Origin of the sequence: Flavobacterium sp., assembly GCF_965284515.1 — a bacterium.
Lineage (GTDB): Bacteria > Bacteroidota > Bacteroidia > Flavobacteriales > Flavobacteriaceae > Flavobacterium.
Genome location: NZ_OZ260089.1, coordinates 1872061 through 1888488 on the forward strand (window position 1 = coordinate 1872061; position 16428 = coordinate 1888488).

16 protein-coding genes are annotated in these 16428 nt (G+C 29.2%); 12 read left to right on the forward strand and 4 right to left on the reverse strand.

Annotated features, from left to right (window positions below):
- Positions 1 to 6 precede the first annotated feature (6 nt).
- Positions 7 to 2679 (reverse strand): putative LPS assembly protein LptD, encoded by a 2673-nt coding sequence (locus tag ACQ65T_RS08585; protein WP_430400667.1) that lies wholly within the window; start codon positions 2677 to 2679, stop codon positions 7 to 9.
- An 85-nt stretch (positions 2680 to 2764) separates the two neighbouring features.
- On the opposite strand from ACQ65T_RS08585, the gene ACQ65T_RS08590 reads away from it, so the two are divergent.
- From ACQ65T_RS08590 to ACQ65T_RS08640, 11 genes are all read left to right on the forward strand, one after another.
- A complete protein-coding gene (locus tag ACQ65T_RS08590) occupies positions 2765 to 3889 on the forward strand; it encodes an N-acetylmuramoyl-L-alanine amidase family protein (RefSeq protein WP_430400668.1) in 1125 nt (374 codons plus the stop codon).
- Between the two features lie 33 nt (positions 3890 to 3922).
- Positions 3923 to 4873: an MlaD family protein gene (locus ACQ65T_RS08595; RefSeq protein ID WP_430400669.1), complete on the forward strand. Its 951-nt coding sequence runs from the start codon at positions 3923 to 3925 to the stop codon at positions 4871 to 4873.
- A 13-nt stretch (positions 4874 to 4886) separates the two neighbouring features.
- Positions 4887 to 6218: a 4Fe-4S dicluster domain-containing protein gene (locus ACQ65T_RS08600; RefSeq protein WP_430400670.1), complete on the forward strand. Its 1332-nt coding sequence runs from the start codon at positions 4887 to 4889 to the stop codon at positions 6216 to 6218.
- A 36-nt stretch (positions 6219 to 6254) separates the two neighbouring features.
- Entirely contained in the window at positions 6255 to 6701 is a 447-nt protein-coding gene (locus ACQ65T_RS08605; RefSeq protein WP_430400671.1) for an LNS2 domain-containing protein, read from the forward strand.
- A 48-nt stretch (positions 6702 to 6749) separates the two neighbouring features.
- The gene (locus ACQ65T_RS08610) at positions 6750 to 7541 is read left to right on the forward strand and encodes a (Fe-S)-binding protein (protein WP_430400672.1); all 792 of its coding nucleotides are present in this window, start codon (positions 6750 to 6752) and stop codon (positions 7539 to 7541) included.
- Between the two features lie 2 nt (positions 7542 to 7543).
- The gene (locus ACQ65T_RS08615) at positions 7544 to 8152 is read left to right on the forward strand and encodes a hypothetical protein (RefSeq protein ID WP_430400673.1); all 609 of its coding nucleotides are present in this window, start codon (positions 7544 to 7546) and stop codon (positions 8150 to 8152) included.
- 2 nt (positions 8153 to 8154) lie between these two features.
- On the forward strand, positions 8155 to 8637 hold the full coding sequence (locus ACQ65T_RS08620) for an ABC transporter ATPase (protein WP_430400674.1): 483 nt from the start codon (positions 8155 to 8157) through the stop codon (positions 8635 to 8637).
- Between the two features lie 67 nt (positions 8638 to 8704).
- Complete coding sequence (locus ACQ65T_RS08625) at positions 8705 to 11587, forward strand: glycoside hydrolase family 3 N-terminal domain-containing protein (RefSeq protein WP_430400675.1); 2883 nt, start codon at positions 8705 to 8707, stop codon at positions 11585 to 11587.
- Positions 11588 to 11611: 24 nt separating this feature from the next.
- Positions 11612 to 12067, forward strand: a complete 456-nt coding sequence (locus ACQ65T_RS08630) for a DUF1801 domain-containing protein (protein ID WP_430400676.1) — start codon at positions 11612 to 11614, stop codon at positions 12065 to 12067.
- Between the two features lie 65 nt (positions 12068 to 12132).
- Complete coding sequence (gene bshA / locus ACQ65T_RS08635; protein WP_430400677.1) at positions 12133 to 13266, forward strand: N-acetyl-alpha-D-glucosaminyl L-malate synthase BshA; 1134 nt, start codon at positions 12133 to 12135, stop codon at positions 13264 to 13266.
- Entirely contained in the window at positions 13266 to 13694 is a 429-nt protein-coding gene (locus tag ACQ65T_RS08640) for a protease complex subunit PrcB family protein (protein WP_430400678.1), read from the forward strand. Before bshA ends, ACQ65T_RS08640 begins: the two co-directional genes overlap by 1 nt.
- A gap of 44 nt (positions 13695 to 13738) precedes the next feature.
- Here the strand turns inward: ACQ65T_RS08640 and ACQ65T_RS08645 are convergent, their stop codons facing one another.
- Positions 13739 to 14230, reverse strand: a complete 492-nt coding sequence (locus ACQ65T_RS08645) for a hypothetical protein (protein ID WP_430400679.1) — start codon at positions 14228 to 14230, stop codon at positions 13739 to 13741.
- 52 nt (positions 14231 to 14282) lie between these two features.
- Complete coding sequence (locus ACQ65T_RS08650; protein WP_430400680.1) at positions 14283 to 15065, reverse strand: hypothetical protein; 783 nt, start codon at positions 15063 to 15065, stop codon at positions 14283 to 14285.
- Between the two features lie 115 nt (positions 15066 to 15180).
- Here ACQ65T_RS08650 and aroC point away from each other — a divergent pair, with 115 nt between their 5' ends.
- On the forward strand, positions 15181 to 16242 hold the full coding sequence (gene aroC, locus ACQ65T_RS08655; protein WP_430400681.1) for a chorismate synthase: 1062 nt from the start codon (positions 15181 to 15183) through the stop codon (positions 16240 to 16242).
- A 21-nt stretch (positions 16243 to 16263) separates the two neighbouring features.
- Here aroC and ACQ65T_RS08660 read toward each other — a convergent pair whose 3' ends face one another.
- Entirely contained in the window at positions 16264 to 16410 is a 147-nt protein-coding gene (locus ACQ65T_RS08660) for a hypothetical protein (RefSeq protein ID WP_430400682.1), read from the reverse strand.
- Positions 16411 to 16428 lie beyond the last annotated feature (18 nt).

Here is a 16428-nt window from a genome sequence, read left to right on the forward strand (position 1 = left end):
TAAATTTTATTGAAAAACTCTATCGGGTAACTGGCGTTTTTCCCATTTAATATCACTTAAAACAGAAGAGCTAATTCCTATAAAGAATCCCCAAAAGGTATTTGTACCATAAGGCACCCAATTGAAGCTCATTCTCCAGCTTTCTAGATCTCTTTCAAATCGTAATTGAGTAAAAGTAACTCCTTGTTGTTTTAAATCATAACCTGATGAAAATCCAACTTTCCACCTTGGAGCTAATTCAAGATTTCCAGACATCATTAAGGAATTAGAGGTTATTTCATTTTGACGATTACTATTATTATAGGTGACTGAGTATGCAATACGTAAATCCCAAGGAAGTTTTGTGTTGTACCAATTATTACCTTTATTTTCTAATTCTTCGTCTTCTTCATTCTTATTAAAAAGACTCTGATTACTATTACTTAAATCAACACCAGTTCCAAATAAGTCATCTCCTCCGTTTTGCTCAGTCTGTTCAGAAGCTTTGGTTTTTTTGGTATCGTTACTAGAAAAAGAATAATTTAAAGTCATATTAGCACTTGTCATTCTAAATAAACTTCCCCCATTATCAATATTCCATGTTTCAATTCTTTTTCCAGAGTTATCAATAGCATAAGGGTCTAAAGTCGTAGCAAAGTTTACATTCATTTTATTCTTAAAGAATTGTGTACCACCACTAACTCGCATGGGTGACCAAGGTAGAGAATCCGCAGCAATGTTATAGCTAGAAGAAAAATTTAAGTTGTTCAATAACATTACTTTTTTAGGAGCTCCATCTTTACTCTCTTTATCTGCAACTTTTGCTTCAAATGTATTACTTAAAGAAAAACCTAAATTATTAGAATTACTTATTCCGGGTGATCCGAAAAGTCCGCCTTCAAAGCGAGTAAAATCTTGATACGTATTTCCTGTAGCATCTATAGCATAAGTATCATAATAACGTTCAAAACTTGGGGTATAACCATAAGAAACACCTGGTCTCATTACGTGGCGTATAGCCTGTATTTGTCTATCTTCTCCAAAATTAAATGTACCATAAATGGTAGTTCCAATACTTGCATTAAAGTTATACGTTCTAAAACTATCAAAGCCTTTTAAATCTTCGGTTATAACCTTGTTTTCTGTTGTGCTAAAATATCTATCAATAGTATTAAAAGTCCATACTTCATTATAACTTGCACTAGTAGTTACACTAAAATAATTAAATATTTTAAAGTTCGTGCTAAGTGGAATACTATGTTGAAATCCAGATTTAGCATCTCTAAACATTTGAGGTTTAAAAAATAGAGAATCAACTGTTGAAATTCTATTTTCTCCTCTTAAGTTATATTGAAAGTTAATATTTTTTATAAAACCTTTTTTAATACCGTCTTTTGGTGCAAATGGAAAAATACGATCAACACTTGCCTGAAGTGTAGGTAAAGTCATATTAATAATTTCGGTATTTGTATTCTGATTGTGTGTAGTTGATATAGATAAGTTTACTTGAGGAACAGTTTGAAAGGTTTTTTGATAGGATACAGATGAACTTAAATTGTTGTTTAAACCAGAACCAACGTTAGCCAAATTTACAGACTGTCTAAAATATTGACTACTACCTAAGTTGACAGATGCAGAAAATCTTGAATTTGCCGATGCTTTAGTATCTTGACTGTGAGACCATTGAATGTTATATTGTTTAGATTTTATATAGTCTGGAAAACCTTTCTCTCCTTGTATATTGTTTTCAAATCTAAAATTAACTCTACCATTAAAATTATAACGTTTGGCATAACTACTCTCAAAACGCAATCCATAACTTCCATTGGTATAATAATCACCTAAAACGGCCAAATCATAATAATCACTTAAAGCAAAATAATAACCACCATTTTGTAAAAAATAGCCTTGTCTATTAGATTGTCCGGGAGTTGGAAGTATAAAACCTGAAGTGCTTTCTTCAGTCATAGGAAAGTAAGCAAATGGAAGACCTATAGGTGTTGGAACATCAGCAATTACTAAATTGGTCAGACCTGCGACAACTTTTTTCTTAGGAACAAATTTTACTTTACGAACTAAAAAATAATATTCTGGATCTTCAATATTCTTAGATGTTGTAATTCGAGCATTTTTCATATAATACACAGAATCATTTTCTCTTTTAGAAATTTCTGCTTTTATATTCATTTCACCTTGTTTTGTTCTAGAGTTCCAAACTAATGCTTTTTTAGTTTTAAAGTTAAAACGAATAGAATCGGGTTCAATTATATTACTTCCTTGTTTAAAAACTGGATATTGAGTATAATTACCAGCACTGTCTTTAATTCTACCCGCATATACTTCACTTTTTTCATAATCTAAAACTATAATTCCAGATTTTAATTCAATATCAGTATAATAAAGTTCTGCTTGGTTGTATAAAGTGAGCTGTTTTTTCTTTTGATCCATTTTTTCATAATCAACAGCTTTTCTTTTAACAATATCTTCAAGAATATTCTTTTTCTTCTTAAGTGAATCTCCATCAATTTCAAGTTTAGTTTCTTTAATCCCTAATTCAGTAATACTAACTGTTTCATTTTTAGGTGTTTCTTGAGAATAAATAGATGTAATTCCAATTGTTAGAAAAAATGCTAATAAAACGATATGAAATAACTTTGTATGCAATGCTAATAATAGTATTTTTGTAAAAATTTGGCTCACTTTTTGAAGTGTCAAACTTACATATATTTTTTTGCAAAAATAAGATTTTAATAAAATTATAACGAAGCTACTAAAAACTAATAATATGGATTTATTCAAAAACTCTTTTTTTAAAGTTTTTCTATTAAGTATTTCATTCTTTTTTACACTACAAATTAATGCACAAACTAAATCAAAGTTTAAAATTGTATTAGATGCAGGGCATGGTGGAAAAGATTACGGAACTGTTTATCATGGTAATATAGAAAAGAAAATTGCTTTAGCGACTACTTTAAAAGTTGGCGAGCTTTTAGATAAAGATTCCGAAATTGAAATTGTTTATTCTAGAAAAACTGATGTTTTTGTTGAATTAAAGGATAGAGCGAATAATGCTAATAAAGCAGATGCAGATTTGTTTGTATCTATACATTGTAATGGTGTAAAGAATTTTGGACCTTATGGAACTGAAACTTTTGTAATGGGTTTAACGCGTAGCACGACCAATTTAGATGTAGCAAAAAGCGAAAACTCGGTAATTTTATTAGAAAAGGATTATAAAGAAAAATACAACGGTTTTGATCCAAATAAACCTGAGACGTTAATTGGTTTGAAAATATTACAAGAAGAATACTTAAATCAAAGTATTGATTTAGCTGCGAAAGTTCAAGAAAACTTTACCAATACATTAAATAGAAAAGATAGGGGAGTTAAACAAGCGCCTTTATGGGTTTTAGATGCTTCATATATGCCAAGTGTACTTATTGAAATTGGATTTATTTCTAATGTAGAGGAGGGGAATTTTTTAAATTCAGATGACGGACAAGACAAGGTTGCAAAAGCCATTGCAGATGCTATTTTCGCCTATAAAAAAGAATATTATAATCCTAGTTCAGCTTCAAATGTAGTAATTGAATCAAAAAAAGAAGATGTTAAAATAATTAATGATGATAAACCGATTGTAAAATCAATTTCTAATAAAGGTATTGTATTTAAAGTTCAAATTTCTGCAAGTGGAACTAAATTACAAACGTCTTCATCTAATTTTAAAGGATTAAATGATATATCTGTAGAGCAATCAGGTAAATTGTATAAATATTTTTATGGTAATGAAAATAGTTATAATGAAGCAAAATTAAGATTATCTGAAGCAAAAGAAAAAGGGTATAGTTCGGCTTTTTTAGTTGCTTATAAAGACGGAGTAAAAATTAGCATTTCAGAGGCAATTAAATAAAATAATGTTTATTTTTGTTTAAAATAGAAAATTTTGAAATTAACAAGAGAAATTAAAACCGCGATATTAGTTATATCATCAATATTATTATTCTTCTGGGGATATAATTTTTTAAAAGGGAAAAATTTATTTGATACAAGTAAAAAAATTTACGTTATATATGATTCTGTAGAAGGTCTTGAGCCTTCTTCATCAGTTAAACTTAAAGGAGTTACTGTTGGAAGGGTTAATTCATATGATTTCCTTGAAAATAAAAAGGTATTAGTAGAGTTATCTATTACTTCAAATTATCCAATTTCTAAATCAAGTATTGCCGAATTGGTAGGTTCATCACCTTTAGGTGGAAAAGAGATTATTATTTTACCAAATGATGCGGATAGTGAAATTGCAGAATCTGGAGATTATTTAAAATCTTCTACTAAATTAGGTTTAACAGATGCTCTAGCTGAGCAAATGGAACCTTTAAAAGACAAAATTGAAAAATTATTAAATAATGCAAATGTTTTATTTGCAGGAATTAATGAAGTTCTTGATGAAAAAGGTAAAGCTAACTTAAAAAATTCTTTATCAGAATTGAATAAAACAATGACTGAATTTAGTGGAGCTTCTAAAAACATAAATGAATTACTTTCTAATAATAAATCAAAATTAGACAATACGTTTACCAATTTAGATCAAACTACAGCAAATTTTGCCAAAATTTCAGATTCATTATCATCTGCTAGCTTTGGTCAAACAGTTAAAAATTTAGAAAAAACATTGGCAAATGTTGATAAGCTTTTAGCTGAAATGGAGCAAGGAAAAGGAACAATGGGTAAATTAATGAAAGATGAAGCTATGTATACTAATTTTACAAAAGCTTCTAAAGAATTAGAATTGCTTTTACAAGATTTAAGACTAAATCCAACACGTTATATTAATGTATCTGTATTTGGTAAAAAAAATAAACCTTATATAGAACCAACAGAAACTAAAAAAGACTAATTTATTATATATTATGAGTTATTTAGATAATATTTTATTTGCTGTAATTTTAATAATTGGAGCTGGTTATTTTACAAATAATGTAAAAAAACTAATTAGAAACATAAAACTTGGTCAAGATGTAAACAGAAATGACAATTCTTCAGAAAGATGGAAGAATATGGCCATGATTGCATTAGGACAATCTAAAATGATTAAAAGACCTATTGCGGGTATTTTACACATTATAGTTTATGTTGGTTTTATTATTATAAATATTGAAGTTTTAGAAATTGTTATTGATGGTTTATTTGGAACTCACAGAGTATTTTCTTTTTTAGGAACTGCTTATAATGTATTAATTGGTTCATTCGAAATTTTAGCATTCTTAGTTTTAGTTGCAGTTATTGTTTTTTGGATGAGAAGGAATGTAATAAAACTAAAACGTTTTATGAATTCAGAGATGAATGGTTTTCCAAAAAATGATGGTAATATTATTTTATATTTTGAAGTTATATTAATGTCTTTATTTTTAATAATGAACGCTGCCGATTTACATTTACAATTTGTAGATGGTGGATATGGACATTATCATCAAGCAGGAAGTTTTCCTATTTCGCAATTTATTGCGCCAATTTTTAATGGAATGAGTAATAATCTTGTTTTCTTAATCGAAAGAGGAGCATGGTGGTTGCATATTTCAGGTATTTTAGTTTTCTTAAATTATTTATATTTCTCAAAACATTTACACATATTATTAGCATTCCCAAATACATATTTTGCAGATTTAAATGCAAAAGGAAAATTGGATAATTTAGAAAGTGTTACAAATGAAGTAAAAATGATGATGGATCCAACTGCAGATCCTTTTGCAGCACCTTCAAACCCAGATGCAGTTCCTGCAAAATTTGGTGCTTCAGATGTTCAAGATTTAAATTGGGTACAGTTGCTTAATGCATATACATGTACAGAATGTGGACGTTGTACATCATCATGTCCAGCAAATCAAACGGGTAAAAAGCTTTCTCCAAGAAAAATCATGATGGATACTCGTGACAGATTAGAGGAAGTTGGTAAAAATATTGATGCTAATAAAGGAGTTTTTATAGATGATGGAAAATCATTATTAAATGATTTCATTACTCCTGAAGAACTTTGGGCTTGTACATCTTGTAACGCATGTGTAGAAGAATGTCCTGTAAATATTAGCCCTTTATCAATTATCATGGACATGCGTCGCTATTTGGTAATGGAACAGAGTGCTGCACCGATGGAATTAAATGCAATGATGACAAATATTGAAAATAATGGTGCTCCATGGCAATACAACCAAATGGATCGTTTAAATTGGAAATCAGAAGATTAATCTATTAAAATAACTACCAACTACAACACAATTACAATGAGAAAAGATGAAATTGAAAGCAAATTGCAGCCTGTTTCAGAAAATGGAGAATTTTTAAGCCCTGTTTTACAAGAAGGAATTAAAAATTATTTAATTGATATAGACGGAACAATTTGTGATGATATTCCTAATGAAGAACCAGAAAGAATGGCGACTGCAGAAGTATACCCTGATGCATTAAAAACTCTTAATAAATGGTATGATGAAGGCCATGTAATTTGTTTTTTTACATCTAGAACTGAAGATCATAGAGTTGTAACTGAAAATTGGTTAAAAAAACATGGATTTAAATTTCATGGAATGGTAATGGGTAAGCCAAGAGGAGGAAATTATCATTGGATTGATAATCATTTAGTTAAAGCCACTAGATATAGAGGTAAATTTACAGATTTAGTTGATAAAGAAGTTACAATTCAGGTGTTTGATGATGAACATCATGAATAATAGATAATTAAAAATCAGGTTTTTATGAACCAAAAAGTTTAAAATATAATGGCTGAAAATTTAATTGTGCCAACAATGGCAGAAATGATGGCTGAAGGCAAGCAACCAGAAGTTCTATTTTGGGTAGGTTGTTCTGGTAGTTTTGACGATAGAGCTAAAAGAATTACAAAAGCATTCGTTAGAATTCTTAACCGTGCAAATGTTCCTTTTGCAGTTTTAGGTACTGAAGAATCTTGTACGGGTGACCCTGCAAAGAGAGCTGGAAATGAATTTTTATTTCAAATGCAGGCAATGACCAACATTGAAGTCATGAATGCTTATGAAGTTAAAAAGATTGTTACTGCATGTCCACACTGTTTCAATACTATAAAAAATGAATATCCAGAATTAGGAGGGATGTATGAAGTTGTTCATCATACTCAGTTTTTAAAATCTCTTTTAGATGATGGAAGGTTAACTATTGAAGGAGGTCAGTTTAAAGGAAAAAAAATTACTTTTCACGACCCTTGTTATTTAGGTAGAGCAAATAACGTTTATGAAGCACCAAGAGATTTAATTAAAAAACTTGATGCTGAATTAGTTGAAATGAAACGATCTCGTGCAAATGGATTGTGTTGTGGTGCTGGTGGTGCTCAAATGTTTAAAGATGCTGAACCCGGAGACAAAGAAGTTAATATAGAACGTACTGAAGATGCTTTAGAACTAAAACCAGAAATTATTGCTGCTGGTTGTCCGTTTTGTAATACCATGATGACAGATGGAGTTAAATTTAAAGAAAAAGAAGCAGATGTTAAAGTTTTAGACATTGCAGAATTAATAGCTAACGCACAAGATTTATAACTATGAAAAAAATTATTGTATTATTATTTATTACTCAATCACTATTTGCTCAAAAACTTACTAAAGAGCAATTAATTTCAAAAATTTCTGAAGGAACATGTGATTGTATTACAAAAAAAGAGATTACAAAAGAAAATCTTGAAATGACGTTAGGCTTATGCATGTTGGAAGATTTTAATAAATATGAAAAAGACATTGAAAAATACTACGGTAAAAATGTTATTTCTGATGAGTCAAAAATGGAAGCTCTTGGTAGAGATGTAGGTATGCAAATGGCTACAAAATGCCCTTCCTTTTTGAAACTAGTAATGGATAACATGGACGACGAAGAAGATGTAGAGGAAGAAATGATTGAAGAGGAACCATCAGTTACAGGTAAGTTTTTTCAAGCAAAGTCAGAACAATTTATTACGTTTTCAATTAAAGAAACTTCTGGTAAAACAGTAGATTTTATCTTACTAAATAATTTTGACAATTCATTTTTATTGACGGAAAATATATTAAAAGCTAATGATGTAATAGAAGTATATTACTATGAATTAGAGATGTTTGATGCAAAAATTAAAAAGTTTGTTACTTATAAAATAGTTTCAGATATTATAAAAAAATAATAATGTTTGTAGAATTTTCAACATTACCCTCGCATTCACGTATTTGGATTTATCAATCTGACAGAAAATTTTCTGAAGATGAAATTTCTGAAATTGAAGAGAAATTAAAGTCATTCATTGAATCTTGGTCTGCGCACGGACAAAGTTTAGAAGCTTCTTATTTGTTAAAATATGAGAGGTTCATAATTATCGCAGTTAATCAAGATGTACAAGCGGCATCGGGTTGTTCTATAGACGCTTCAGTTCAGTTTATACAATCGTTGGAACAAAAATTTAATATTGATTTAATGGATCGTATGAATGTTACTTTTAAAACAGGCGAATACATTGCTTATAAATCATTAATCGATTTTAAGAAAATGGCTAAAGCAAAATCAGTATCATCTTCAACTATTGTTTTTAACAATTTAGTAAATACAATTGAAGAATGGCAGGATTTTTGGGAAGTTCCTGCAAGTGAAAGTTGGCATAATAGATTTTTTTAAATTTGTAATAAAAATTTTAAAATCATCATTATAATCTAATGATGATTTTTTTTAATATAATATTAGTATGAGATATATCATAATAGCACTACTTTTTACTTCATTTATTTTTTCTCAGGATAACTCTACTATTACCCAAGAAAAATGGGTTGATAGTGTATATAATCAATTTTCTTTTGAAGAGAAAGTTGGGCAATTATTCATGGTTGCGGCTTATTCTAATAAAAATGAAGCACATAACAAATCTATTGATGATTTAATTTCTAAGTATAAAATTGGAGGATTAATCTTTTTTCAAGGCGGACCTGTTCGTCAAGCTAATTTAACAAATAGATATCAAGCACAATCTAAAGTTCCTTTGTTTATAGGTATTGATGCAGAATGGGGTTTAAGCATGCGATTAGATTCTACTTATCGTTATCCTTGGAACATGACACTTGGTGCTGTTCAAGATATGAGTCTTATTGAAAAAATGGGTCAACAAATGGGTCAACAATCAAAACGCATGGGAATTCATTTTAATTTTGCACCTGTTGTTGATATTAATACCAATCCAAAAAATCCTATCATTGGTAATCGCTCATTTGGTGAAGATAAGTTTAATGTTGCAGAACGCGCAGTTGCTTTAATGAAAGGCTTTCAAAGCGAAGGTTTATTTGCTACAGCCAAACATTTTCCGGGTCATGGAGATACTTCATCTGATTCCCATCATACTTTACCAATTGTAAAATTTGACAAGAAAAGAATAGATGATGTTGAACTATATCCCTACAAAGAGCTTATTAAGAATGGATTATCGAGCATAATGGTTGCTCATTTGGATATTCCAAGTTTAGAACCTCGAAAAGGATATCCAACTTCAATCTCTTATAATGTTGTAACTGATATTTTACAAAATGATTTAGGTTTTAAAGGTTTGATCTTTACAGATGCTCTAAATATGAAAGGTGCTAGTAATTTTAAACAACCTGGAGATATTGATTTAGAAGCTTTCATAGCAGGAAACGATATTTTACTTTTTGCAGAAAATGTCCCTCTGGCTGTTGAAAAATTTAAATTGGCTTTTAAAAATGGTAAGTTGAGTGAAGAACGAATTGCTTTTTCGGTTAAAAAGATTTTAAATTATAAATATAAAGTAGGATTAAATAATTATAAACCTGTTGAAATTAATAATCTTGTTGAAGATTTAAATAAACCTGAGTTTGATGCTTTAAATTTCGATTTATATGAAAACGCTATAACGGTTCTTACCAATAAAGATAAAATAGTGCCTATTAAGAAAATCGAAAAAGAAAAAATTGCCTACGTAAGTATAGGAAATGATGTTTCTAATACTTTTTTAAATTCTTTAAATAAATATACTAATGTAACGGAAATAAAATCAGAAGATTTAGATGAATCATTAGCTATATTAGATGATTATACTAAAGTTATTATTGGATATCATAAAACAGATGGAGCATGGAAAAATCATGATTTAAGTTTTAAAGAGCTTCTTTGGATTGATAGAATTGCTAAACAGAATAAAACAATAGTTACATTTTTTACAAAACCATATTCTTTATTAAATATTAAAAATTTCTCAGGAATTGAGAGCGTAATTTTGGCTTATCAAAATAACGATTTTGCTCAAATTACTGCTGCTGATATAATATTTGGATCTAAAAGTGCAAAGGGTAAATTACCAGTTTCTATAAATGATGATTTTGAAGTTAATGAAGGAATTTTAACTCAAAACTTAAATCGTTTAGCATTTGGAGTCCCTGAAAATGTAGGTATGAGTTCAAAAATTCTTTCAAAAATTGATATAATTGCTAATAATGCAATAAGTGAGAAAATGACACCAGGAGCACAAATTATTGTTGCAAGAAAAGGAGTTGTCGTTTATCAAAAGTCATTTGGATACATGACTTATGAAAATAAAGATAAAGTTGAAAATACAAATTTGTATGATGTGGCTTCACTTACTAAAATTTTATCAACTTTGCCAAATTTAATGGTTCAATATGAAAAGGGTAAAATTAAGTTAGATACTAAGTTAAGTACAATGTTACCAATATTTAAAAAAACTAATAAAGAAAACATCACTTTTTTAGATTTGTTAACGCATCAAGCTAGGCTTCAACCTTGGGAACCTTTTTATAAAGCAACTTTAAACAGTGCAGGGTTTCCAGCTGAAAAATACTATAAAAAAACATTTTCAGATGAATTTCCTATTCAAGTTTCTGAAAATTTATTTTTAAGAAGAGATTATAATGATACAATTATGAAGGTTATTGCAAACAGTGATTTGTTACCCAAAAAAGAATACAAATACAGTGATTTTTCATTTATATTAATGAAAGAGTACTTAGAAAGAATTACTTCAAAAAAATTAGACGTATTAGCTGAAGATAATTTTTACTCTTATTTAGGAGCAAATTCAATGACCTATAATCCATTACGTAAGTTTGACATGCGTTATATTGCTCCTACAGAAATTGATGATTATTATAGGTATACTACTATACAAGGATATGTTCATGACATGGGGGCAGCAATGCAAGGTGGGGTTTCTGGACATGCTGGATTGTTTTCAAATGCATTAGATGTTGCAAAAATGATGCAAATGTATTTGCAAAAAGGTTCTTATGGTGGACACCAATTCTTTACTGAGGAAACTTTAAATGCATTTAATAAATGTTATTTTTGTAAAGAAGGTAATAGAAGAGGACTTGGGTTTGATAAACCACAACTTGGAGAAGCTGGTCCAACGTGTGGTTGTGTTTCATTAACAAGTTTTGGGCACACTGGTTTTACAGGAACTATAGCTTGGGCTGATCCAGAAAAAGAAATAGTATATATCTTTTTGTCTAACAGAACATATCCAGAAGCTAAAACCAATAGATTGTCTCGAAATAATATTAGAGAGAAAATACAAGAAGTTATTTACGAAGCAATAACAGAATAACTTTTTTAACTTTAATTTTAAATTATGATTTCAAAAGCTCAATCTCCTTCAGAATATTTAGATGAAATTCCTGCCGAAAGATTACCCGCATTAATAAAATTAAGAAATACTATCCTTGAAAATTTACCTCATGGGTTTGAAGAAGGAATGAGCTATGGAATGATTGGTTATTATGTTCCTCATAGTATTTATCCAAAAGGATATCATTGCGATTCTAAACTTCCATTACCATTTATGAGTTTTGCTTCTCAAAAAAACAGTATAAACTTTTATCATATGGGAATTTACGCGAATAAAGACCTTTATGAATGGTTTGTTTTAGAATATTCAATTTTTTCAAAGAAAAAGCTCGATATTGGAAAAAGTTGTATGCGTTTTAAAAGAGAAGAAGATATTCCGTATCAATTAATAGGTCAATTAGTTCAAAAAATTAGCGTAAAGAATTGGATAGAAACATATGAATCTGCATTTAAAAAATAATTTAACGATTATTTAAAAGTATAGCTTATTTTAAAATCTTAATTTTAAAGAAAATTAGTATAAAAATGAAAATTGCAATTGTTTGTTATCCTACATTTGGAGGAAGTGGAGTAGTCGCTACAGAGTTAGGTTCTGAATTAGCTAAAAGAGGACACGAAATCCACTTTATAACTTACAGTCAACCAGTTCGATTAGCTTTATTAAATAAAAATATATTTTATCATGAAGTAAATGTACCAGAATACCCACTTTTTCATTATCAACCCTATGAATTAGCGCTTTCTAGTAAATTAGTAGACATGGTGAAATTACATTCTATCGATGTATTACATGTTCATTATGCAATACCACATGCATATGCAGGATATATGGCTAAACAAATGCTTGCAGAAGAAGGAATTAATATTCCTATGATTACAACTTTACATGGTACAGATATTACTTTAGTAGGAAACCATCCATTTTATAAACCAGCTGTTACTTTTAGTATTAATAATTCAGATTATGTTACAAGTGTTTCTGAAAGCTTAAGGGAGGATACTTACAGGTTATTTGATGTTAAAAAAGAGATACAGGTCATTCCAAATTTTATTGAGATTACAAAAGATATAATCGATGAAACATCACCTTGCCATAGGTCTTTAATGGCAACTGAAGATGAAAAAATTATAACACATATATCTAACTTTAGAAAAGTAAAACGAATTGATGATGTTGTTAAGATATTCTTTGAAGTTCAAAAAACAATTCCTTCAAAGTTAATGATGGTTGGTGAAGGTCCTGAAAAAGAGGCAGCTGAGCGTCTATGTGAAGAACTAGGAATAATTAATAAAGTTATTTTTTTCGGAAATAGTAATGAAATAGACAAAATTTTATGCTATTCTGATTTATTCTTATTACCGTCAGAAACAGAAAGCTTTGGGTTAGCGGCATTAGAAGCAATGTCTTGTGGAGTTCCGGTTATTTCGAGTAACTCTGGTGGTTTACCCGAAGTAAATAGAGAAGGAGTTACAGGGTATCTTAGTAATGTTGGAGATATAGCGAGTATGAGTAAAAATGCAATTTCAATTTTATCAGATAATGCTAAATTATTAAAATTCAAACAAAATGCTTTAGAGGAAGCTTCAAAATTTGATATAAAAAACATATTGCCTATTTATGAGAATTTGTATTTTAAGGCAATTAAAGAGAACAAATAATGAAAGGTTTACTTGGAATTTTATCAATACTGCTTTTAGGATGTTCATCAGGTGTTAACAGATCTAATGTGTCTTTTAAAACTTTGAGTTCAGGTCAAAATTCTTCAATCGAAAATAAAGAGTATCTTTTAATTGAAGACAATGAAGCTTATATCGAAGTAATCGAAAAACTTAATATCGACGAGTCTGATTTTAATAATTTATTAAATGTTGATTTTAAATCTAATAATGTTTGTATTCTTTTTTTAGGCCAACGAAATACAGGTGGTTATGCTATAGAAGTTGATTATTTAATTAAAAAGCAAAAAACACTATACATTAAGACAAAAGAGATTAGCCCAGAAAAGCATTCAAATGTTATAACTGTAATTACAAATCCTTATTGTATAATAACTATTCCCAAGATTCAGTCAATTGTATTAAAATAAAAAAGTCCCAATTTGGGACTTTTTTATTAATTAATAATAATATTTTAGAATCTGTATCTTATTCCCAAAGCAATATCTGGACCAAAACCATCTCTAGAATCAGCATAATCTCCACCAAAATACATTTCAGGTCTGAAGTCTAAAGATAATTGAAGTGGAAAATCAAATAAATATTCAATACCAATATCTCCAGCAGCTAAAACAAATGAACCACTATCTTTAAAATCATTTTTATTATAACTCCAACTTCCAACACCTGCACCTACACCTGCATACCAATTAAAACCTCCTTCAATATTCCAAACCCATTGGTATAAACCAACAATTTTGAAAGCATCTACATCTTTGCTGTTTCTCCAGCCTAAATCAAATTCTAAACGGTTGTTACTAGATAAACCTCTTTGGTATGATATTTCCCCACCAAAACCATCATTGTCACCTATTCTTAATCCCAAGGCATTTTTTGAAATTTCTTGAGCATTTGCGCTAAATACTAATCCAATTAGTAAAAAAGCAGATAAAATTTTTGTTTTCATAATAGCTCTATTTTATACAAATTTAGACTTTTAAAACAACAAAAGCACTAAATTATTGTACAAAATAGTTTGTTAAAAATTCATTTTGAATTTGTGTTGAAGTCGCTGGAACACCTAATTGATCTGCAATAAGTTGTGATATGGTATAAGTTATAGTTGTGTTGGTATGAACCACACCTAAACCATTTGCAATATACTGTAAAGAAGTTAAAACATCCTGATTGGTTATAATAGGGACATTAATTCCACTTATTGAAGTTGAAATCGTTGCATTAAGTATAACTTTTGTGACTTTAACATCGGTATAAATATCTGTATTAGGCGAGGTGAATTCTGCTAAACTTTCACCACATTTTGATCTTAAAGTATAATTAATAGTTATAGGATATCCATTAATAGTTTCATTTATTACACCTGTTTTTGTAGAAAGAGTTTCATTATTTGATGCATTTGCATTAAAAATCACAAAATCTATAAGACTTAAATCTAAACCAACAGGAAGTTGACCGTTATTAATTGATAAATCGCCTGTTAAAAGTAATTTATTATGGAATTCTCTAACACCATTGTTTTTTAATGAAGAAGAATAAAATCCGGTTGCTAAATTATTTTCAGTTTCAAATTTTTTGTAAGTTTCTGAACCAATTATAGTATCTCTTGAAATAAATAATGAATCTTTTGATGTTGGGTTTCCAGCTGCTTCAATGTCATATACCCAGTAATTACCAATAGTTGCTGGTAGAACAAAGCTTGTTTGATCTGCTACACTTTCGTTATCACTAGAACATGAAATAAATGCTAAACTAGTAAGCGTTAATAAAAATATTTTTTTCATAATTATAATTTTAGCTAATATAAACAAAATTTTAAATTGTAATGTTGGTTTATAAAATCAATAATATTGTAACTTAATTTTAAGTACTTTTGTTTTTCAATTAATATATATAATAATGTCTGGTAATACTTTTGGAAAACTATTTAAGTTAACAACTTTTGGAGAATCACATGGAAATACTATAGGAGGTATTATTGATGGCTGTCCTTCTGGATTAAAAGTTGACTTTGAAGCAATTCAAACTGAAATGCAAAGAAGAAAACCAGGTCAGTCTACTATAGTTACCCAAAGAAAAGAAGAGGATAAAGTTATTTTTCATTCAGGAATTTTTGAGGGTTATACTACAGGAACACCTATTGGTTTTTCAATTTTAAATACTAATCAGAAATCACAAGATTATTCAGATATTAAAGATACATACAGACCAAGTCATGCAGACTATGTTTATGAAAAGAAATATGGAATAAGGGATTATAGAGGAGGAGGGAGAAGTTCAGCCAGAGAGACTGCATGTAGAGTGGTAGGAGGAGCAATTGCTAAGCAAATTATTTCAGAGATAAAAATTAATGCTTTTGTTTCTTCTGTAGGGGAAATATTTATTGACAAACCTTACCAAGATTTAGATTTTTCTAAAATTGAAAGCAATGCTGTTCGTTGCCCAGATGAAACTACTGCTTTAAAAATGGAAAATTTCATCAAAGAAATAAAGAAAAAAGGAGATTCTGTAGGTGGAACTATAACATGTGTTATTCAAAATGTACCAATTGGACTTGGAGAACCTGTTTTTGATAAGTTACACGCTGAGTTAGGTAAAGCAATGCTTTCTATTAATGCTGTTAAAGGATTTGAATTTGGTAGTGGATTTTGTGGCTCAAGAATGTTGGGCAGTGAACATAATGATTTATATAACTCAGACGGTACAACCAAAACTAACTTATCTGGTGGAATTCAGGGTGGTATTAGTAATGGTATGGATATTTATTTTAGAGTTGCTTTTAAGCCTGTTGCAACTTTAATACAGAAACAAGAAGTTCTAGATAATAAAGGCAAACTTATTGAACAACAAGGAAAAGGAAGACATGATCCATGTGTTGTTCCTAGAGCAGTACCCATAGTTGAAGCTATGGCAGCACTTGTGTTAACCGATGCTTTTTTACAAAATAAAATAAAATTATAAAAAGAAGAAAACGACTAATAATTATTGGTCGTTTTCTTTTTTCTTTTTATCGGTATTCATTAAAAGCATTACTGCCCCTACAAGCCCAAGAATTACTAATGAAAATATTACAATCATAATAAAAGCTCCATTTCCCCAGTTTACTAAGGGTATAAATAAATTTCTCATAATTTTCTACTTTAATTT